The organism is Asanoa iriomotensis (assembly GCF_016862515.1).
Lineage (GTDB): Bacteria > Actinomycetota > Actinomycetes > Mycobacteriales > Micromonosporaceae > Asanoa > Asanoa iriomotensis.
Genome location: NZ_BONC01000003.1, coordinates 64,164 through 84,271 on the forward strand (window position 1 = coordinate 64,164; position 20,108 = coordinate 84,271).

14 protein-coding genes and 1 tRNA gene are annotated in these 20,108 nt (G+C 68.9%); 8 read left to right on the forward strand and 7 right to left on the reverse strand.

All coding sequences use genetic code 11. The features are described from left to right. The first annotated feature begins 102 nt into the window (after window positions 1–102). Window positions 103–177, forward strand: a tRNA-Leu gene (locus tag Air01nite_RS03500). A 307-nt stretch (window positions 178–484) separates the two neighbouring features. On the opposite strand, the gene Air01nite_RS03505 is transcribed toward Air01nite_RS03500, so the two are convergent. After that, entirely contained in the window at window positions 485–4,600 is a 4,116-nt protein-coding gene (locus Air01nite_RS03505; RefSeq protein ID WP_203700311.1) for a carboxypeptidase regulatory-like domain-containing protein, read from the reverse strand. 453 nt (window positions 4,601–5,053) lie between these two features. On the opposite strand from Air01nite_RS03505, the gene Air01nite_RS03510 reads away from it, so the two are divergent. Both Air01nite_RS03510 and Air01nite_RS03515 read left to right on the forward strand, forming a co-directional pair. Further along, window positions 5,054–8,158, forward strand: a complete 3,105-nt coding sequence (locus Air01nite_RS03510; protein WP_203700312.1) for a helix-turn-helix transcriptional regulator — start codon at window positions 5,054–5,056, stop codon at window positions 8,156–8,158. 257 nt (window positions 8,159–8,415) lie between these two features. Continuing rightward, window positions 8,416–10,725, forward strand: coding sequence for an immune inhibitor A domain-containing protein (locus Air01nite_RS03515; RefSeq protein WP_239090460.1), 2,310 nt, complete (start codon window positions 8,416–8,418; stop codon window positions 10,723–10,725). A 59-nt stretch (window positions 10,726–10,784) separates the two neighbouring features. Here Air01nite_RS03515 and Air01nite_RS03520 read toward each other — a convergent pair whose 3' ends face one another. After that, a complete protein-coding gene (locus Air01nite_RS03520) occupies window positions 10,785–11,414 on the reverse strand; it encodes a GntR family transcriptional regulator (RefSeq protein ID WP_239090461.1) in 630 nt (209 codons plus the stop codon). A gap of 189 nt (window positions 11,415–11,603) precedes the next feature. Here Air01nite_RS03520 and Air01nite_RS03525 point away from each other — a divergent pair, with 189 nt between their 5' ends. The 5 genes from Air01nite_RS03525 (at window position 11,604) to Air01nite_RS03545 (ending at window position 15,225) form a co-directional block, all read left to right on the forward strand. After that, on the forward strand, window positions 11,604–12,314 hold the full coding sequence (locus tag Air01nite_RS03525; RefSeq protein WP_203700314.1) for an alpha/beta fold hydrolase: 711 nt from the start codon (window positions 11,604–11,606) through the stop codon (window positions 12,312–12,314). A gap of 76 nt (window positions 12,315–12,390) precedes the next feature. Continuing rightward, window positions 12,391–13,053 carry a trimeric intracellular cation channel family protein gene (locus Air01nite_RS03530; protein ID WP_203700315.1) on the forward strand — a complete coding sequence of 221 codons (663 nt, stop codon included), beginning with the start codon at window positions 12,391–12,393 and terminating at the stop codon, window positions 13,051–13,053. 70 nt (window positions 13,054–13,123) lie between these two features. Next, complete coding sequence (locus Air01nite_RS03535) at window positions 13,124–13,834, forward strand: hypothetical protein (protein ID WP_203700316.1); 711 nt, start codon at window positions 13,124–13,126, stop codon at window positions 13,832–13,834. After that, the gene (locus tag Air01nite_RS03540; protein ID WP_373310300.1) at window positions 13,831–14,184 is read left to right on the forward strand and encodes a transcriptional regulator; all 354 of its coding nucleotides are present in this window, start codon (window positions 13,831–13,833) and stop codon (window positions 14,182–14,184) included. Before Air01nite_RS03535 ends, Air01nite_RS03540 begins: the two co-directional genes overlap by 4 nt. 18 nt (window positions 14,185–14,202) lie before the next feature. Then, window positions 14,203–15,225, forward strand: a complete 1,023-nt coding sequence (locus tag Air01nite_RS03545; protein ID WP_203700318.1) for a DUF4034 domain-containing protein — start codon at window positions 14,203–14,205, stop codon at window positions 15,223–15,225. A gap of 7 nt (window positions 15,226–15,232) precedes the next feature. On the opposite strand, the gene Air01nite_RS03550 is transcribed toward Air01nite_RS03545, so the two are convergent. The 5 genes from Air01nite_RS03550 to Air01nite_RS03570 are packed head-to-tail and all read right to left on the reverse strand — an operon-like array spanning window position 15,233 to window position 20,102. Further along, the gene (locus Air01nite_RS03550) at window positions 15,233–16,228 is read right to left on the reverse strand and encodes an Lrp/AsnC family transcriptional regulator (RefSeq protein WP_203700319.1); all 996 of its coding nucleotides are present in this window, start codon (window positions 16,226–16,228) and stop codon (window positions 15,233–15,235) included. Continuing rightward, window positions 16,218–17,063: an alpha/beta fold hydrolase gene (locus Air01nite_RS03555; protein WP_239090462.1), complete on the reverse strand. Its 846-nt coding sequence runs from the start codon at window positions 17,061–17,063 to the stop codon at window positions 16,218–16,220. Before Air01nite_RS03555 ends, Air01nite_RS03550 begins: the two co-directional genes overlap by 11 nt. Window positions 17,064–17,079: 16 nt before the next feature. Next, window positions 17,080–18,255: a M24 family metallopeptidase gene (locus tag Air01nite_RS03560; protein WP_203700320.1), complete on the reverse strand. Its 1,176-nt coding sequence runs from the start codon at window positions 18,253–18,255 to the stop codon at window positions 17,080–17,082. A 3-nt stretch (window positions 18,256–18,258) separates the two neighbouring features. Then, the gene (locus Air01nite_RS03565) at window positions 18,259–19,140 is read right to left on the reverse strand and encodes an ABC transporter permease (protein ID WP_203700321.1); all 882 of its coding nucleotides are present in this window, start codon (window positions 19,138–19,140) and stop codon (window positions 18,259–18,261) included. Further along, window positions 19,137–20,102, reverse strand: a complete 966-nt coding sequence (locus Air01nite_RS03570; protein ID WP_203700322.1) for an ABC transporter permease — start codon at window positions 20,100–20,102, stop codon at window positions 19,137–19,139. Before Air01nite_RS03570 ends, Air01nite_RS03565 begins: the two co-directional genes overlap by 4 nt. Window positions 20,103–20,108 lie beyond the last annotated feature (6 nt).

Sequence of the window (20,108 nt, forward strand, 5' to 3'; positions counted from 1 at the left end):
GTGTGGGGCGCTGTCGAGGTCAGATCCTGGTCGCCCCACGATCCTGGAACGCGACGTCCTGTCAACCTATTCCAACAAGTCGCGACTGGTGTTACCTTGAGCGGGGTCGTAGCCCAATTGGCATGAGGCAAACGGCTTAGGACCGTTTCAGTGCGGGTTCGAGTCCCGCCGACCCCACCCGAATGGCCTCCTAGACCATGTCCGCTGGCGCGGCCACGGTCTAGGAAGCCATTCGGCATTCTGATTCCGGGGCGACCCCCCGGAGACCCCACGGTCCGGTGGGCGCGGTCCGCGGCATGCCAGGTCGGACCCAACGTTGCCGTTGGGTCCGAGCTCGCCGGCTCGGCTTCGTGACAGCAGTTTCGTCGCCGCGACGCTCGACACCGCATCCTGGTGCGGACGGTGGTCTCCATCGACCCAGCTCGAAGAAGGGCCCGGCCTCCCCACAGAGGCCGGGCCCTTCGTCTTGAGCGTGTGTTTCAGGTCAGGGCAGTCGTGTCAGGTTGAAGTCGTACACCGTTGTCTGGCCGTTGATGATCTGGGCCTTTCTGGTCTGGGGTACGTAGCCGTTGGCGGCCACGGTCAGTTGGACCGGAGCGTTCGAAGCTGCCATCCAGTAGCTGTAGGTGCCGTCGGCGCCCGTGATCAGTGTGGCGTCGTAGGCGAGCCCGTCGAGGTGGACGACAGCTCCCTCCAGTGGCGTTCCCGCGCCCTTGACCGTGCCCGTGATCTTGCCCCACCCGGCGGGACGCTTGACGTTCAGCGTGGCCGAGACGGACGGCTCGTCGTACGGCGTGTTGGCGCGGAGCTGGATCGAAGCCCCGTAGGTGCCGGGCTGATCGACGTTCGCGGTGATCAGGGACGACACCTGGACCTGAGCGCCCGGCTGGAGGGTCACTCGTCCCGGCTGCACGTCGAGCCACCCGACACCTCCGCCGCCGGCGGACTCACCGGAGACGTTCATCACCAGGTGCATGCCGGGGAAGTCGATATCGGTCGTGTCGGTCGGCTCACTGATGCTGCACGCGTTCGACGCGATGTAGCTGGGCGCCGTCTGGCCCTCGTCGTTGGACCCGATGAAGAAGAAGCCGCCGGCCGGCACGTCAACCTCAACCACGAGGGTGCCGCCTGCCGGAACGGATCCCTCGACCGGGACCGTGACGATGGTGCCGTCCGCGTCCGCGGCGACCGTGACGGCCGTGCTGCCGAGCTCCGTCATGTTCGCGTAGCGGAGGTCTCCCACGAGCGAGTACAGGTTGACCGCGAGCGGCTGGGCCGAGGTCGTCGTCTCGACACCGAACTGCACCTGGGAAACGTCGAACGACCCGGTGATGCCGAAGTCGCTCAGCTTGAACGTCCGCAGGTACTTGTTGTCCTGCGTCTGGATTCCGTTGTTGCACGAGGCCGAGTTCCCGGTCGCGATCGTCTGCGACGCCGAGTGGGTGATGGTCTGCTCCGCGAGCGGGATGGCAGCCGCCTTCGGAGTGATCGACGCACCCAGCTTGGCGCCCGACGTCGACAGCCGCCCCTTGGACGTACTGAGCGACCCGCCCGAGGGCTTCGTCGACCTGGCGACGGTCGCCGGGCCCTCGACGCCCTTGATCACCGCGGTGCCGGCCGCCGTCGAGCCGAGCGGCACGAACGACCCGCCGCCGGCGCCGATGTCGACCTGGACAGGAGCCGAGCCCGTGTTCGACACCTGGAAGGTCCGGGTAACCGACTCACCCATTCCGAGCGTCGCCGCGATCGACTCCTTGCTGACCGCGATCCGACCGGCGTTGAGCTGCACGCTGCGCGTCAGCACCTGACCCTCTTCCGTCAGGTTCGCCGCCCTCGTCGCGCTCTCGTAGTCGTCGGCCTCGATCAGAAGGTCATAACTGCCGAGAAGCAGGCTCAGCGAGTACGCGCCATCGGCGCCCGTGGTAGCGACGCGCTCCGCCCCATCCGCCCGGTTGGTGGCGGTGACCGTGGCGCCCTGGATCGGCGCCTTGGTGTTGAAGTCGCGGATCACTCCGCTGACGGTTCCCAGGGCCGGCTGGTCGTAGGTGATCGTCAGACCGTCGCGGGTCGCGACGGTGTTGGCCGAGTACTGAAGCGCGCCGGAGCCGGCCTCGTTCTCGATGCCGATGGTGGCCGAGTTGCCCTTGGTGCGATCGTCCGCTGCGCCCGGACCATAGCCCGTGACGATCGTGCCGTCGGACAGGAGTGTCGCCGAGAACGAGAAGCGGGTGGCGCTCGAGTTGAGCGGGAACACGTCGCGCCACTCGATCGTGAAGGCCTGCTTGCCGCCCACCGTGGTCGCACCGGTGTACAGGCCCGACTGCGCGTCCATCACCAGGTCGTCCCAGAAGGGGTAGACAGCGGCGTTGGGCACGGACGGGCTGGGGATGGCGCCGTTGGAGTAGACAGAGTTCGCGGCGAGGAAGTTCAGGTACCCGTTGCTCGACACGAACGCCCTGTCGTACTTGCCGAAGTAGAACCCGAAGTTGAACGGCAGGTTCACCGTCACGCTCGCGTCGTCACCGGTGAGGGGTGTCCGGGTGGTTCCCCGCAGGTACGCGCCCTCGGAGACCGCGCAGGTGTAGCCGAACGCGTCCTTCTTGGGGGCGAGCGCGACGGGCACCGCCTCGTCGCCGTCGACCACGACCTGGCGGGAGAACGGGGCGTTGCAGCTTCCCGCCGTGACCGCCAGCTCGTACGTGCCTTCCGGGACCGACGGGAACGTGAACGTGCCGTCGGCACCCGTCGTGACGGGCTCGATCTGCGACGCGATCGTGACAGTCGCACCCCCGACCGGCGCGCCGGCGGACGTGACGGTTCCCGACACCCTGTGCGACGGCGCCGCCTCGAGCGTCAGGTTGACCGTGGTGCTCGCGTCCTCGGTGATGGTCGCGGTCGCCGACTCGGTCTGGTAGCCGAACGCGCTTGCCGAGACGTCGTAGTCGCCCACGGGCAGGCTGGCGGTGAAGGTGCCGTCCGCGCCCGTGAGGACGGTGCGGTCCGAGTCGTCGCCGTCGGCCACGACACGGGCACCCGCGATCGGGGCACCCGCGGCGTCCTTCACGGTGCCCGTGAGAGTGCCGACGCCCGTGGTCGGCGCGGCCTCGACGAGCGCCGCGGCGTCGAGCTTGCCCTCGCCCCACACGTTGTTGTCCCCCGCGGTGCCGCCGCAGGTCGTGTTCTCGGTGTCCACAGCGGTCCGGTCGAGCAGCGCCTTGGTGCCCTCGATGTCGCGGTACATCGCCGGCGAGGCACTCCATAGCAGCGCGATGGCGCCCGCCAGGTGTGGCGTGGCCATCGAGGTGCCCGAGGCGTTGGCGTAGCCGCCGGGAACCGACGAGCGCACGTTCACGCCCGGAGCCGCGATGTTCGGCTTGACGGCGTTGTCCCGCCCCGGACCGCGGGCCGAGAAGCTCGCGATGTTGCCGTTGATGTCGTACGCGCCGGCGGCGTAGGTGTGCGTGAACTCGCCCGGGAAGCGGGCGGTCGAGCAGTTCGGGCCCTCGTTGCCGGCCGCCCAGGCGCCGAAGATGCCCGAGGCGTCCCAGGCCTGGGTCTCGGCGCTCATCCAGTCCTCGGGAAGGTTGACGCCCGGCGGGATGCCCCACGAGTTGTTGATGATGTCGGGGCGCATCGTCGGGTCCGCGTCGCTACCGTCCATGCGGGTCGGAGCGAGGAACCACTGTGCGTCGACCAGGTAGTCGTCGAAAGCGCACCCGTCGTTGTCGATGCAGTTCGCGGCGATCCACTTCGCGCCCGGCGCGACGCCGATCTGGTTTGCCCCGTCCTGGCCGACCATCGTGCCTGTGGTGTGCGTGCCGTGCTCACCACTGCTCGGGCAAGGGGCGCCGTCGCAGGTGTCGGGGATGTCGAACCAGTTGTAGTCGTTGCTGAGCGAGCCGTCGGCGTTCGTGCCGCGGTACTTCGACCGCAGAGCCGGGTGCGTTACGTCGACGCCGGTGTCAAAGCTCGCGACGGTGATCCCCTCGCCCGTGACCCCGCGGTCCCAGACCTCTGGGGCGTTGATCGCGGCGACCCCCCACTCCACGGCGGCCGTCAGCTTGGGACCGGCCGGCTGGGACGCCACCGGCTTGGTCTCCGCCATCTTGAACTGCTGGTGGACGCCGGCGACGGTGCTGAACGCGGCGACGCTCTGCGCCAGGCCGAGTGTGCCGTCCGCGACGTAGATCGAGTTGTTGATCCAGAAGCTCTCGTAGTTGGCGCCTGCGGCGTTGAGCTGGGCGATCACATCGGACTGCGACTGCTTCGCGGTGGCGCGCAGCGTGTCGTACACGTACTTCCCGCGCTTGTCGCTGTCGGCGATCTTGTAGGCCGGCGCCAGGTCCGCCTTCGCGGCGAACTTGATCCAGAAGTCCGCGCTCTTGTTCGCTGTGAGCTGCTTCGTCGCCTCGGCGGTGATCTTCGCGGACGCCTGCGTCACAGTTGCGACGCCGCCTCCGTCCGGCGCCGCGGCCTCCGTCGTCCGTGCGGCCGCCGGACCCGCTCCGGCGACGACCATGGCGAGTGCGGTCGCCGCGATGGTGAACGCCGACCTCAGTCTTCCTCGAGCCACGCTGGGTGGCCCCTCGTACGAGAACATGCAGGGTCCTTTCTCGATATCTGCGACACAGGGCAGCCCGGTTGCCCGGAGCTCCCTAACCTGCCCAATGTGGACTGCGTGTCCGGCTCACAATCGCTCGTAGCCGTCGTAGTCGTCGCCGATGGACGCCTGGTCATTACCGCCGGTCCGGCGCCCTGCGGCTGGCTCCTCAACGGGCTTCGCGGCCTCAACCGGCGTTGCCGGCTCGGGTGCGGAGTCGTCAGTGGACACAGGCACTGGTTCGATCATCCTCGATGCCCCCTTGGGACGCAGGTAGCGAAGGAAGTATCCAAGCCGATGGATGCCGCTGCATATTCGCGGAATTACCTAGTGGTTTTCGTCGATGGAACGCTCGCCGAACCCGTTGCGCCGATGTGGCTGCATAAGTTGCGATATGTGCGCCACTAGGACCACTGGCTCCGAAGCGCGCCCTCTGTTCCTTGTCATACATAGATGAAGGGCTCTGTGGGCTCAGGGCGTCCGACCTGCGGCTTCTCGATCTTGCGCGGGCTGGTCGGACGGCAGTCCGTCGGCCGCAGGCGATTCGAGAGCCTTGACCCTGACACGGTATATATTCAGATTAATAAGATGGATACAAGATCCCGAGGCGGTGGGGGCGGCGGGCGACGGGCGGGCGCGTCGGCGGTTCGGGCGCCGCGTTTCACGGGTCGTGACCGCGAGGTGTCCGCCATCGCACAGGCACTCGCCGGGGCGCCGGCGGCGGTACTGGTCGAGGGCGAAGCCGGGATGGGGAAGAGCCGGCTGGTGCGGGAACTGCTCACCGCCACGTCGCCTCAGCGGTCGGGACGGGTACTCGTAGGGACGTGCCCGCCGTTCCGGCAGCCGTTCACCCTCGGGCCGGTGGTGGAGGCGCTGACCAGCACGGTCGACCGGGTCGACGGGTTGGGGCTGAGCCCGTTGGCCGGTGCGTTGCGGCCGTTGTTCCCGGAGTGGATGGCCGGTCTACCCCCGCCTCCGGAGCCGTTGACGGAACCGGCGGCGGCGCGACACCGCTTGTTCCGGGCGCTGGCCGAGGTGCTGGACCGGTTAGGTTTGCGGGTTCTGGTGCTGGAGGACGTGCACTGGGCGGATGAAGCGACGCTGGAGTTCCTGTTGTTCCTGACAGCGCGCCGCGGACCGAAGCCGAGCCTGGTACTGACATACCGACCGGAGGACGTGCCAGCCGACTCGTCGCTGCGGTGGTTGGCCAGCCGGTTGCCCGAGGGAATGGCCCGACTGCTCGTGCAGTTGGCCCCGTTGGACGTGGTGGAAACCGGACGGCTGGTGTCGTCCATGTTGGACGATGAACCGGTTTCCGGGGCGTTCGCCGCATTCCTGCGCGAGCACACCGAAGGTTTGCCTCTGGCGATCGAGGAGTCGGTGCGGTTGCTGTGTGACCGGGCAGACTTGGTGACCCAGGACGGCGAGTGGCTGCGGCGGGCACTGGAGGACATCGCTGTGCCGCCCAGTGTGCGGGATGCGGTGTTGGAACGCGTGGACCGGTTGAGCGCGAGCGCGCAGGAGGTGTTGCGGGCGGCCGCGGTGCTTGGCGATCCGGTCGAAGAGGCCATCCTGCTGGCGGTGTGTGACCTGCCGGAGAGCCAGCGCTCACAGGCGGTTGTCGAGGCGCTGGACAGTCGGCTGCTGCAGGAGGATGCGGTTGGACGACTGAGCTTCCGGCACGCCCTGGCTTGCCGGGCGGTGTACGAGTCGATCCCGAGCCGGCAACGCCGCGGCGAGCACCTTCGCGCCGGCCAGGTGCTGGAGGGCCTGTCGCGGCCGCCGGCCGTCCAGTTGCAGCGGCATTTCCGGGAGGCCGGTGCGGTCGACGAGTGGTGCCGCTACGCCGAGCACGCCGCCGATCTGGCGATGTCCTCCGGCGACCCGCGGACAGTCGCGGGCATACTCCATGAGTTGCTGACCCACGTCGACCTGCCGGCCGCCACGATGGTTCGGTTGATCGGCAAGATTCCCCTACTGATGGTCTGGGTCGACCAGGCGCTCCTGCGCGGTCTGGTCGAGGTGCTGCGACGGGTGCGCGACGATCCCGCCCTCACCTCCACCGAGCGCGGCCTGATCGGCTGGCAGTTGGGACGGATGCTGCTGCACACCGGCGAGTTCGCCGCGGCTTACCTGGTGCTGGAGCAAGCCATCCCGGACCTGGCCGAGCGGCCGTTGGAGGACCTGCACGCGACGATCATGCTCAGCTGGCTGAGCACCACCCACAGTTCGGCCGGCGACTATCGGCGCTGGCTGGACCGGGCGGCCACCATCGTGGCCGACCCCTCGACGCCAGCGCCCAACCGCCTGGCGGTGCACGCCGACCGGGCCACCATCCTGCTGGTTCTGGGCGATGACGCCGGCTGGGCCTCCGCCGCGGTGTTCCCGACCGAGGGGGGTACCGCGGACGAGCTGTCCCAGATCGCCCGCGGCAATGCCAACCTGGCCGAGGCGGCGATGCAGTGGGGCCGCTACGACGAGGCCCGATATCGCATCACGCTGGCCTCCCGGCTGGCGCGGACGCACGGATACCAGCGGCTGCAGGACCAGTGCCAGTCGATCAACCTACGGCTGGACTGGTTCACCGGCGCCTGGGACGGCTTGGCCGATCGTGCCACCGCACTGGCCGGGCTCGACGACGAACCGACAATCCAGGTTGACTCACTGCTGATCACCAGTCTGCTGCAAACCGCTGCTGGCGACTGGGCCGACGCGGAGCAGACGTTCCGGTCAGCGGTCGAGTTGGGCCGTGGCGGTGGCGTCCTCATCGATCCGTCGCTGACGCCGGCCGTCGGGCTGGCCCGCCTGCACCTGTTGGCTGGCCGGATCGAGGACGCGCTCGAGTGGACCGAAGGGCCCCTGCGGCTGGTCACTGAGAAGAAGATCTGGCTGTACGCCACAGACCTCGCGCCGGTCCGCGTACAGGCACTCTTGTTGGCTGGCCGGATGAACGAAGCGACCGCGCTGGTGACCACCTACGCCCGGAACCTTGGCGACCGGCATGCACCCGCCGGGCAGGCCGCCCTCCTGCTGTGCCGGGCCATCCTCGCCGAAGGCTCCGGCGAGGCGACACGGGCAGCCGAGCTGTACGGTCAGGCCGCGGACACCTGGCAGGCCCTGCCCAGGCCGTACGACGCGCTGCTGGCCCGCAAACGCCAGGGCGGCTGCCTGCTCACCACCGCGCACCGGGACGACGGTGTGCACCTGCTGGCGCAGGTCAAACAGGATTTGGCCGACCTGGGCGCGCACGGCGACGCCGAGCGGACACAACGTGTGCTGTCGGAGCACGACCGCCAACGAGGGAGGCCACGACGGGGTCCGCGAGGCTACGGCGACGACCTCTCGCCACGAGAGTCGGAGGTGGTCCGCCTGCTCGCCACTGGTCGGACCAACCGGGAGATCGCCAACGCGCTGGGACTCTCCATCAGAACGGTCGACGCACACGTCAACTCGGCCATGCGCAAGCGAAAAGTCAACTCCAGGACGGCGCTGGCGATGGCAACCGCCGTCTCGGGATTCGTCCCGCTGAAGCCCGCTCACGGTAACACCAGACCATGAGCAAGGACGCACATCGACATCACTGCACGGTCTGGTGGACGGGGTTCGCTGTATGCGACCCGATTCCGCGCGGTTCGGGCGGAGCCGTTCTCGCGTTCAAGCGACCTCTCTGATACCTCACAGCGGCCCGATCGATCGAGACAGGTCTGTGACACGTCCTGGCCGTTCGGCGCTGTGTTGGTATCTCCCGCGCGCTGGTTGAGGACGCATGCGGCGCGGGGGCACTTTGTACGTCCACCCCCGGAGGAACCCACTCGATGAGGAAGCTCACCAGCTCTGCTGTCGTCGGGGTGACCGGTGTGGCGTTGGCGGTCGCTGCACTGCAGCTCCCGGCCAGCGCTGAACGGGTCGCGAACGACGGCACCACCCAAGCTTCGGTAGCGGCACACCGGCCGGACAACCGTCCCGGCCCGCAGACGAAGGCCTGGACCGAGAAGCGGAAGGCCGCGCTCGCCAAAGTGGCGCGCGGCGACGCGAAGATCGACGCGAAGGGCAACGTCACGGTCGACGCCGCGACGAACAACGTCGTCGAGGTCGCGTTCGAGAAGACCGACAAGATCTTCACCATTCTGTCGGAGTTCGGTACGCAGTCCGTGGGTCGCTACGGCACCGTCCCCGGCCCGCTGCACAACGAGATCCCCCAGCCGGACCGTTCGGCGGACAACTCCACCACCTGGGCTGCCGACTTCAACACCGCGCACTACGAGGAGCTGTTCAACGGCTCCGGCGAGTCCATGAAGCGCTTCTACGAAGACCTTTCCTCGGGCAAGTACTCGGTGACGAACACCGTCAGCGACTGGGTGCAGGTCCCTTACAACGCGTCCTACTACGGCGACAACGCCATCGAGGACAACGGTGGCTCGTGGGCGTTCATCCAGGACACCGGCAACGCTTGGTACCAGAAAGCGCTCGCGTCCATGACGCCCGACCAGATCAATGCGTACCTGGCTCAGTTCGACGTCTGGGACCGGTACGACTTCGACAACGACGGCAACTACGACGAGTCGGACGGCTACATCGACCACTTCCAGGCTGTCCACGCCGGTGAAGGCGAGGACGCCGGCGGCGGCGCGCAGGGTGAAGACGCGATCTGGTCGCACCGCTGGTACGTGAACGGCGGCGACTACGGCCTGACCGGCCCCACCGTCGCGGGCCACCACAACCTGTCCGGCGGCGCCCGGATCGGCGGGTCGAACTACTGGCTCGGCGACTACACCACGGAGCCGGAGAACGGCGGGCTGGGCGTGTTCGCCCACGAGTTCGGCCACGACCTCGGCCTGCCGGACTACTACGACACCGCCGGCGGCGAGAACGGCACCGCGTTCTGGACCCTGATGAGCTCGGGTTCCTGGCTCGGCCACGGCGCGGAGGCCAACGAGGGCATCGGCACGACGCCCGGCCTGATGGGTCCCGAGGAGAAGCTTTTCCTCGGCTGGCTCGACTACCGCGACGTCGCCCTCGGCCAGAGCGGCACGTTCCTGCTCGACCCCGCTCAGGACGCCAACGCCGCCAACGCTCAGGCGATCAAGGTGAACCTGCCCTCCGCGACGACGTCCAAGACCTACACCACGCCGGCTTCGGGCCAGTACGCCTGGTGGACCGGCAGTGCCGACCACCTCAACGAGTCGCTGTCGCGTGCCGTGCCGGCCGCCAGCCGAGTCACCGTCACCACCCAGGCGTGGTACGACATCGAGTCCGGATACGACTATCTCTACGGTGAATACTCGACCGACGGCGGCGACAGCTGGACCCGCGTCGGGCAGCCGGTGACCGGCTCGTCCAACGGACGCTGGACCACGCTGCGGTTCTCGTACGACGCCGGCGGCGCCGCGACCCACTTCCGGTTCCGGTACCAGACGGACGGCGGTGTCCACTTCGCTGGTGCGTTCCTCGACGACATCGTGGCCAAGGCCGGCGGCACGACGCTGTTCTCCGACAACGTCGAGCAGCCCGGTGACTGGACGGCGACGGGCCTGTGGCAGCGGGCGACCGGCACGGTGACGGCCACCGCCGACCGCTACTACCTGCTCGAGAACCGGCAGTGGGTCGGCTACGACGACACGCTGCGCACCGGCCCATACCAGTTCAGCTACGCGTACACCGCGCCGAACAGGGTCGAGTTCTTCTCGTTCCGGCCCGGCATGCTGGTCTGGTACGTGGACCACACGGTCGAGGACAACAACACCTCGGAACACCCGGGTACGGGTCTCTCGCTCCCGGTGGACGCCCGACCGGCGCCGTTCACCTATCCCGACGGCACCGCGCCGAGCAACCGTCGCCAGCCGTTCGACGCCACCTTCGGCACCCAGATGGTGCCGGAGATGTGCCTGCACAAGGAGGTGCTGGCCGGCAAGGGTGGTGCACAGACGGTGCAGACCGTGGCGGCCTGCGCCCCGGCCAACGCCGGCAAGCCGACGTTCGACGACAGCGACCCGACGGCGTACTACAGCACCGCCAACCCGCAGAACAGCGTCAAGGTCGCCGGCCACGGCGTGACGGCCACGGTCACCGCCCAGACGGGCAACGTGCTGACCGTCGACGTGACCAACCCAGCGGCGGCCGGTTAACGAGCAGCCGCACGAACACGAAGGGCCGGGAGCCAACGCTCCCGGCCCTTCGACCACGGCTAGCCAGTCGGTTCGGGATTGAACAGTGCGTCCAGACTCATCCAGTTGTCGCGTGCCGCGCTCGCCGCGGCTTGGACGTCCCCGGCCTCGCACAGGTCGATGATGCGATCGTGCTGAGCCACTGAGTCGCGTCCGCTCACCGAGGAGAAGCGCACCCGTTCGAGCCGGCGGAGCAGCGGGGTGAACTGCTCCAGCACAGCGTGGATCGCGGAGTTCGCTGATGCTGCCACCGCGATGCCGTGGAACTCGTCGTCCGAGCTGATCGCCGCGTCGACGTCGCCGGATCGCAACGCGGCTGCGAATCGGCTGTTGGCCGCGCGCATGGCCGCGATGTCACCGGGCGACAGATGGGGTATCGCCTCACGCACTGCCAACTCGTGCATGGCTGCCGTGACCGATTGCGCTGCGCGCGCGGTGCGAACGTCCAACGGGCTGACCATCGTGTAGCGGCCGGGCTTGGTCTGGACCAGGCCAGCCTCTTCGAGCCGGGCCAGCGCCTCGCGCACCGGAGTGCGGCTCACTCCCAGCCACCTGGCCAGATCGGCGTCGTTGAGCCGCTCCCCGGGCACAAGCGTGCCGTCGACGATCGCGTCGCGGATGGAGTGAAAGGCGTTGTCCCGCAGCAACACCCGAGGGATGGCGTCCGAGACGTGGGGAACTGGCATGCAACATATTACATACCCGGCGACGGGGTCCGTCAATGAAGCCTTGTTGCCACATCCGATGTGCAGTATATTGCACACCGGAGACGGTGGCCGCCGACTCACGAGACCCGCTCCGGGGCAACGCCGGGCGCGGCAAACGGAAGGACGAGCCTCATGAGCACCACCGGTCAAGAGATCAAAAATGTCGTGCTGGTGCACGGCGCGTTCGCTGATGGTTCGGGCTGGCGCGGCGTGTACGACAAGTTGACGGCCCGGGGCTACCGGGTCACGGTCGTGCAGAACCCGCTCACCTCGCTGGAGGACGACGTCGCGGCGACCACGCGGGTGCTCGACCTGCAGGACGGCCCGACGATTCTCGTTGGCCACTCTTGGGGCGGCACGGTCATCACCGAGGCGGGAGTTCACCCGAAGGTCGCCGGGCTGGTCTACGTGTCGGCGCTGGTGCCCGACGCGGGTGAGACCACCTCGCAGCAATACGAGGGATTCGCCGCAACGCCCGACTTCGTCATCGACGTCGTCGAGGACGGATATGGCTTCCTCAACTACGACAAGTTCAAGGCCGGCTTCGCAGCGGACACCAGCGACGCGGACGCCGCCTTCCTCCGCGACACGCAGGTGCCCATCAACATGGCCGTGTTCGCGACGCCGGTGAAGAACGCCGCCTGGCGTGACAAGCCGAGCTGGGCCGTAATCGCGACGGAGGACAAGTCCTTCGACCAGGCGATGCTGCAGCACATGGCCCAGCGCGCCGGAGCGGAGATCACCAACGTCTCGGCCAGCCACGCCCTGTTCATGACGCAGTCCGGCGTCGTCTCCGACGTCATCGCGACCGCCGCACAGAACGCTCTCGGCAGCGCTCGCTGACGCATCGACCACTTCACCTCCGGGCCGGCTCGCAGACGCCACGTGAGCCGGCCCCGGACCCCCGGAGTGTGACCCCATGTCCAGCACGCCATTTCAGGTGGCGCTGTGGATCGAGCTCCTCGCCACCGGACTCGGCGGCATTCAGGGCGCCCTGTTCGCGGCAGGAGAGAGACATCGCCGCATCGACGTGCTCGGCGTCATCGTGATCGGTCTCGCCGTCTCGCTCGGCGGCAGCCTGCTCCGCGACGTTGTGCTCAATCAGCGGCCTGTCGTCGTCTGGAAGAACTGGTACCTGCTGGTGGCCGGCGCCGCAGCCATCATCGGCATGATGCTGCACCCGGTGTTCGCGCGAGCGGACTGGCTGATCACAGTGCTCGACGCGGTCGTCATGGGCCTGTTCGGCGCGATCGGGGCCTCGAAGGCGCTGTCTCTCGGCGTCGGCGAAGCCGGGGCGCTGGTCGTCGGTGTCATCGGAGCCATCGGAGGCGGAATGCTGCGCGACGTCATCCTGAACCTGCCGATCTCCTTCCTCCAGGTCGGCACTCTCTACGCAGTTGCCGCCGGGGCTGGGGCGGGGACATTCATCCTGCTCGCCGAGTTCGGCACACCGACCTTGATCGCGGGGCTCGCCTGCGTGGTAGTGACCGCGTCCGTGCGTCTGGCCGCGGTTCGCTTCGGCTTGACCTTCCCCGAACAGCGTGCGGTGCGCCCTCGGCGGCGGAAGGGAGCGTCGACGTGACGCGACCGCGATTCCAGGTCGTCTGAGATTGGGACTAGCGCAAACAGGTTTGTGATGGAAACCTGTTGGTATGACTTCTGACGCGGTGCCGGCCGGGGGAGATGCTCGGCGGCTGTTGGGTGAGGTGCGTGGGCTTGCGCGCCGGGTGCGGATCGCGCAGCGGGTGACCTGGTTGCCGCTGCTGGTGCTGGCCGTGGTGACGTTCGTGGCGATTCCGGTTACCCGGGTGAGTCGCCCGATCACGCGGGACTGCCAGCCCGTTGCCGGTGGTGGTGAGACGTGCAAGGTCTTCGACCCGGGCGTGGACATCTACTGGCTGGTCGCGATGGTGGTCGCCTACATCGTGATCACCCGCGGATACGTGGCAGTGGCCCGCGACCGAGGTGTCGGTGTGCGGGTGCTGCCGTACGCGATCAGCGGCGTCGCCGCCACGGTCGTGGTGTTCGGCCTGATTGCCGTCGGCGCCGGCGGCTGGATCGTGCGCGACCCGCAGGACCTGCTTCATCCGCCGACCTCCGTCCAGGTGCTGTTCCGGCTGCTCACGCCCCTCGGTGCGATCGGGGTCGCGCTGCTGGTGCTGGCCTGGCTCGAGCGGAACGTCGCTCTGCTGCTGTTCGCCCTCGGCTACCTCGCGGTGGTTCTGGTGCCGATCAACTTCGGCTGGGACACCTACTGGGGTGGCGGCTGGTCCGAGGCGCCGCCGCTGATCATCAGTGGCAGCGTGCTGGCGTTGGGCGCCCTCGGGTTCGCGGGGGCGCAGCGGCTGCGGCGGGCCCGGTGAACCGGGTGGACAACGACGAGGGCGTGACCCCGCATCCCGTCACCGGGCTCGACGACGTCGTGCACCAGCGGGTTCGGCTGGGCATCCTCACCATCGCGCACGAGGCCCGTCGGGTCGAGTTCGGTTATCTGCGCAGTCAGTTGGCGCTGACCGCCGGCAACCTCTCCCAGCACCTCGGCGTGCTGGAGACCGCCGGGCTGGTCGAGGTCGAGAAAGGCTACGAGGGGAAGCGCGGGCGGACCTGGGTCACGCTCACCGAGGCCGGCGACGCCGCGCTGGCCGCGGAGATCGGACGGCTCAAGCTGCTCATCGCTCGGGTCGAAACCACCGGCACCACGGACGAGACATGATCGGCTAAGGTCCGCGCCGTGGGAATCTTCAAGCGCGCCGAGGCCGCGCCCAGCATCGTGGTCGACACGCATCCGGCGCAGGACGACGAAGCGCTGCGCAAGGCCCATGACGACCTCGTCGGCGGCGGTGACTGGGCGGCCGCCCGCGACCTGATGGCGTCGGCGGCCGGCGACGAGTACAGGCGGTCGCGCTACGCGTGGGTGCTCTCCGAGGCGACGCTCGGCACGCCAAGCCCGGACCAGCCCGTGGAGGAGGCGACCTGGGTCGACGCCTGGGCCCGCGCGGAGCCTGACAACCCCGACGCCCTTCTGGTCCGTGGCCGGTCGCTGATCAGCCGGGCCTGGGAGGTGCGTGGCAGCGGCTGGGCCTCCACGGTCGGCCGTGACGCCGGCGCGGAGTTCCAGCGCCTGCTGGTGCTCGCCGTGCCGATCTACGAGCGGGCCGTGAGCCTCGCGCCCGCCGACCCCATGCCCTGGGCGCATCGCCTGCTGCTCGCGACCGCGCTCAACGCCCCGCGTGACCATGTGGAGCGCTGCTGGGCCGAGGTGGTCGCGCGGGACCCGGGCCACGTCGAGGCGCACAACATGAAGTTCATGTACCTCTGCCACAAGTGGCACGGCTCCCACGAGGAGATGTTCGCGTTCGCGCGCCAGGCCGCCGCGACCGCGCCGGACGGGTCGCCGTTGCTGGCGCTGCCGCTGGCGGCGTCCGCCGAGTGGGCGATGTGGATGATGCGCCGCGAGCTGTCGGTCAAGCAGTCGGTTGCCGTGACCCGCTACTGGCGACGCGACCCGGTGGTGCAGGCCGAGCTCGACGCGGCCCTGCAGCGGTGGTTCGCCCGGCCCAACCGCCGGGACGGCTGGCACGGCGACCTCAACTATCTGGCCTACGCGCTCTACAAGGCCGACCGGCACGCCGACAACAAGGCCGTGTTCGCCGCGATCGGTCCCTACATGGTCGATCCACCGTGGACCTGGGCGGCGGAGAAGACCCCGGAAGCCGCGTTCGTCAAGGCGCGGGCCAAGGCACTCAAGGCCTGACGCGCGCTCAGGAGGCGGGGCCGCGGGTGAGCTTGTCGCGCCACCACGGCGTTTCGACGAAGCCGCGGCGCAGGACCAACAGGACCACGCTTGCCGTCCACCCTTGCACGCCTTCCAGGCGGCCGAGCGTGTTGGTGGTGAACGCGAACAGGTCTTCGGTGGTCGGCAGTATCAGCTCGCACATCAGCGCGTTGTGGCTCAGCATCGCGGCTACGTAGCGGACACCCCGATAACTCGCGAGGGTACGCGCGACCGTCTCCACGAACGCCGGTGCGACGGTGATGTTGAGTATCACCTCGGACTCGAAGCCCATCGCGGCGGCCGGCACCAGGGTGGTGACCTGGAGACAGCCCCGGCCGAGCAGGGTCTCGAAGCGGCGCCGCACGGTGCTCTCGTTGAGGCCTATGGCGGTGGCGACGGTGCGGAAGCTGGCCCGGCCGTCCTCGCGCATGAGCTCGACGATCTGGTGGTCGACGTCGTCGAAGTGGCCCGGGTCGCACTGGTGCGCCTCGGCGACCGTGTCCGGTGGCTGGTCGGTGAGCAGCTGCCGGGACCAGTCGCTGGCCACCTTGTAGACGTGCAGCGTGAGGTCGGTGTCGCAGCGCTGCACGCCGTCGATCGCGAGGATCTCGTCGACGATGCGGGAGAGCAGCGAGTCCTCGCGCCGCAGGTTGAGCTCGGCGAGGATGTCGTACGGCCCGGTGACCAGCCCGAGGAAACGCAGGTCGCGATGGTGGACCAGCTCGTCGAGGACCTCGAACTGGGTGCCGGGTGCGCAGGTGATGCGCAGGACGAACAGGTCCGCCGGCCCGGGATGGTTGTTGCGGGGCACGGCGGCGACGCTGACGACGCCGTCGCGCAGCAGCGCCTGGCCGCGCCGCGCGACGGTCGCCACGGAGCTGCCGGACAGCTCCGCGATCTCCGTCCAGCTGGCGCGGCCGTCGCTCTGCAGCGCCGCGACGATCCGGCGGTCGAGCTCGTCGAGGGGGCCGTTAGCGGTCATCCGCACCGACCTCGTGCAAGAACGAGCGCACCGTTTGCCGCCACAGCTCCGCCTCCTCGACCTGTGGGGAGTGACCGGACTTCTCGAACACGACCAGCCTAGCGTTGGGGATCATCGATGCGATGACCTCGCTGCTCGCCACCGGGGTGATCCAGTCGTCGCGGCCGACAGTCACCAGCGTCGGACAAGTGATCTTGTGGAGCTGGGCCTTGATGTCGTAGTTGGGGATGTTAACCGAGAAGGCGTAGTTGTGCGTCTGGTAGCGGTACGGCGTCGCCTCGACCTTCTCGATCACCTTGGCGGGGTCGTAGACGTGGTCGTACAACGGCAGGATCTCCCGCCAGCAGTCGCGCAGGTCGTCGTCGTCCCAGACCGTGCCGTCGTTGATCCGGTCGAACTTCGGCAGGTCGATGGTCACGCGATCAGAGGAGAGCGCGTTGGCCCGCGCGGCCTTGTCGTTCTCGTGGTCGGCCGAGGTGTCGCGCAGCACCAGCGCGCGCACCCGTGACGGATGGCGGATCGCGTACTCCATCGAGATGAAACCGCCGTAGGAGCCGCCGGCCATCACGAACGACTCGACGCCGGCCCATTCCCGCAGACCGTCCACGTCGGCCACCCACTGCTCGTGGCTGAACGGCGGGTTGCCTTCGCTGACGCCGGATCCGCGCGCGTCGAAGACGATGACCCGGAACGTGTCGGCGAACGGCGCGAACGTGGCGCGCGGTTCGGCCCGGGAGCCGAGGCCCGGCGCACCGTGGTGCGCGATCAGCACCGGTGCGTCGTCGGCGCCGAAGACCTCGACCTCGAGCTCGTTGTCGTTGATTCTCAGCCGCACGGGAGTTCCTTCCAGATCAGAGCGAGATGACGATGTCGTCGAGACCACGGGGGTACGAGGTGAAGGGCCGTGCGCCGTCCTCGGTGATCAGCATCGAGTCGGAGATGCGGTAGCCGGCGTGGCCCGGGATGTAGATGCCCGGCTCGTTGGAGACGACCATGCCGGCCGCGAGCGGGGTGTCGTCTCCGTCGGAGAGCCACGGTGCCTCGTGCATGCCGACGCCGATGCCGTGCCCCTGCCGGTGGCGCAGGAACTGGGCGAGCCCGGCGTCGCGGATCACGTCGAGGCAGATCCGGTTGGCCTCCGAGCACGGCAGGCCGGGCTTGAGTGCCGCCCCGCCGACGGCCTGCGCCTCCCGCACCGCTTGGTAGTAGCGGCGCTGTTCCTCGCTCGGCTCTCCGAGGATGAACGTTCTTTCTCCTTCGACGAACCGGCCGCCGACCGCGCAGCCGAGCGAGAGCATGAACGTCTCGCCCGGCTGAAGCCGGTGCCCGGAAGGCAGGGCGTGCGGGCGGGCGCTGTTCGCGCCCGAGTAGACCAGCCCGCCGGCGAGGAACGAGACCACGACGACCTCGGCGTGGTCGGCGTACATCGTGGACGTGCCGACGGTGCCGATGTGCGCGGCGATCTCGGCCTCGCTGGGTAGCTCACCGCCCGCCGTGATGGCCTCCTCGACGAGGGCGCGCCCGGCGACGAGCATGAGGTCGGTGATCCGGGCCGCCTCGGCGTGCAGAGCGACCTCCTCGGGCCGCTTGACGTAGCGCGCGTGCATGACGACTTCGGACCGCACCAACTCGGCGTGCGGGAAGGCAGCCCGGAGCTGGTCGAGCCGTTCGACGCTGAGGCCGCCGGAGTAACCGATCCGCCCCCGGACAACCGCGGCCGCCCCGAGGTAGCTGATCGGCGACTTCAGCCCCGGAAACTCGGGATACGCGACCAGCTCCGCGGCCGCGTGCTGGGCGAGCGCGTACTCCCGCTCCAGCTCCGGCACGAGCAGCAGCGTCGGCCCGTCCCGCGGCACCAGCACCACCGCGGGCCGCTCGTTGGGGTGGTGGAAGAACCCGGTCAGGTAGGCGACGTCGTCGTGGTGGTCGGCGACGACCGCGTCGAGCCCTTCCGCCGCCAACGCGGCCCGGATGTCCTGTTGGAGAGCCGCGTAGAAGGCGGCCGGCAGCCGTTGAGTGTCCAGCATGGACTAGTCCTCCCGGGCGCGCGGGTTGCGCGCGTCGTTGTACGCGATCGAGATGAGGGTGGCCGAGACGACGAGCAGGAGCATCGCCAGCGACGGGAACAACGTGGTCCACCAGGCGCTCTGCATCGCACCGGACTGCTGTGCGTCGTAGAGGATCCGGCCCCAGGACCAGCTGTTGGGGTCGCCGAGACCGAGGAACGCCAGGCCGGCGGCGGAGAGCACGGCGCGCGACGCGGTGAGCACGACCGAGACGACGATGACCGGCGCGACCGCGGGCAGCAGGTGCTTGCGGATGATCCAGAACGAGGAGCCGCCGGTCAGCTTGGCGGCGTCCATGTAGGGCAGCCGGACCACCGAGAGCGCCTGCGACCGGACGACCCGGGTCACCTCCGGCCACGAGAAGAACGCGATGACCAGGACGAGCGTGATCAGGCTCGGCCCGGCGAGCGCCGCGACGAGGATCATCAGGGGGAGTACGGGCAGCGACAGGCACAGGTCGACGATCGTGCCGATGACCGCGTCGGCCTTGGGGAAGTAGGCGCCGAGCACGGCGACCACGACACCGATGGCGATCGCGAGGGCCGACGAGAGGGCGGCGATCACGATGCTGAGCCGGGCTCCCCAGACCACCTCGGCGAAGATGTCGCGCCCGAGGCTGTCGGTGCCGAACCAGTGCGCGCCGGACGGGCCCTGGAGCACCGCGTCGCCGTACCCGCTGGGATATTCGGCGATCAGCGGCGCGCAGATGGCGACGACCACCAGCACCACCAGGATGCCGACGGACACCATGCCGAGCGGGTTGCGGCGGAAGGCCGCCCAGGTCGCCCGGGCCGCGGTGACCTGGTCGTTGGTGACGCTGTCGAGACCGGCAACAGTTGTCGTCATGCCGTCCTCACTCTCGGGTCGAGCACGCCGTAGGCCAGGTCCGTCAGCATGTTGGCGATCACGACGGTCAGCGCGAGCAGCACGAACGCGCCCTGCAGGACCGGGAAGTCGAGCTGGGTGACCGCTTCGTAGATGCCGCGCCCGATGCCGGGGTAGGCGAAGACGGTCTCGGTCAGCACCGCGCCGCCGACGAGATAGCCGAGTTGCAGGCCGATCAGCGTGGTGGTCGGCAGCAGCGCGTTGCGCAGCGCGTGCTTCCAGACGACCTTGCGGTTGGGCATGCCTTTCGCCCGGGCGAGCACGCAGTAGTCCTCGCCGAGCGCGTCGATGAGCGTGGAGCGCAGCGTCAGCACGTACGAGCCGAGTTGGACCAGCATCAGGCTGACGCACGGCAGGACGAGGTGCTTGGCGACGTCGAGGTACCACGCCGCGCCGTACACGCCGGGGGAGTAGGAGCCGCCGATCGGCAGCAGATGTAGCTGGAGGCCGAGGAAGAACAGCAGGAAGATGCCGACGCTCGGCACGAACAGGGACTGCCCGATGACGCCACCGACCTGGGTGAACCGGTCGAGGAAGCCGCGGGGCCGGGTCGCGGCCAGCACCCCGAGCGGGATGCCGACCGCGACCGTGAGCAGCAGAGAGGAGAAGGTCAGCAGCAGGGTCCACGGAAGGCGCTCCATGAGGACCTCGGTGACCGGGACCTGCCGGGCGAACGAGATGCCCAGGTTGCCGTGCAGGAGCTGCCAGAGGTACTTGCCGTACTGGACGAACAGCGGATCGTCCAGGCCGTACTGGCTCAACAGCTCCAACCGCGCCGCCGGCGTCATGTTCGGGCTGGCCACCGCGAGCGCGGGGTCGCCCGGCAGGAGCCGGAGGAGCAGGAAGGTGACCGTGACCGCGAACCACACGGTCAGCAGCGCCCTGCCGATCCGGCGCGCCGTGAATCGGACAACCTGGGTCATCTCAGT

Bases quoted from the DNA above. Each gene is read 5' to 3' on its own strand.
- Air01nite_RS03505 (WP_203700311.1), bottom strand. From the start codon at position 4,600: ATGTTCTCGTACGAGGGGCCACCCAGCGTGGCTCGAGGAAGACTGAGG.
- Air01nite_RS03510 (WP_203700312.1), top strand. From the start codon at position 5,054: ATGAAGGGCTCTGTGGGCTCAGGGCGTCCGACCTGCGGCTTCTCGATC.
- Air01nite_RS03515 (WP_239090460.1), top strand. From the start codon at position 8,416: ATGAGGAAGCTCACCAGCTCTGCTGTCGTCGGGGTGACCGGTGTGGCG.
- Air01nite_RS03525 (WP_203700314.1), top strand. From the start codon at position 11,604: ATGAGCACCACCGGTCAAGAGATCAAAAATGTCGTGCTGGTGCACGGC.
- Air01nite_RS03530 (WP_203700315.1), top strand. From the start codon at position 12,391: ATGTCCAGCACGCCATTTCAGGTGGCGCTGTGGATCGAGCTCCTCGCC.
- Air01nite_RS03535 (WP_203700316.1), top strand. From the start codon at position 13,124: ATGACTTCTGACGCGGTGCCGGCCGGGGGAGATGCTCGGCGGCTGTTG.
- Air01nite_RS03550 (WP_203700319.1), bottom strand. From the start codon at position 16,228: ATGACCGCTAACGGCCCCCTCGACGAGCTCGACCGCCGGATCGTCGCG.
- Air01nite_RS03560 (WP_203700320.1), bottom strand. From the start codon at position 18,255: ATGCTGGACACTCAACGGCTGCCGGCCGCCTTCTACGCGGCTCTCCAA.
- Air01nite_RS03565 (WP_203700321.1), bottom strand. From the start codon at position 19,140: ATGACGACAACTGTTGCCGGTCTCGACAGCGTCACCAACGACCAGGTC.
- Air01nite_RS03570 (WP_203700322.1), bottom strand. From the start codon at position 20,102: ATGACCCAGGTTGTCCGATTCACGGCGCGCCGGATCGGCAGGGCGCTG.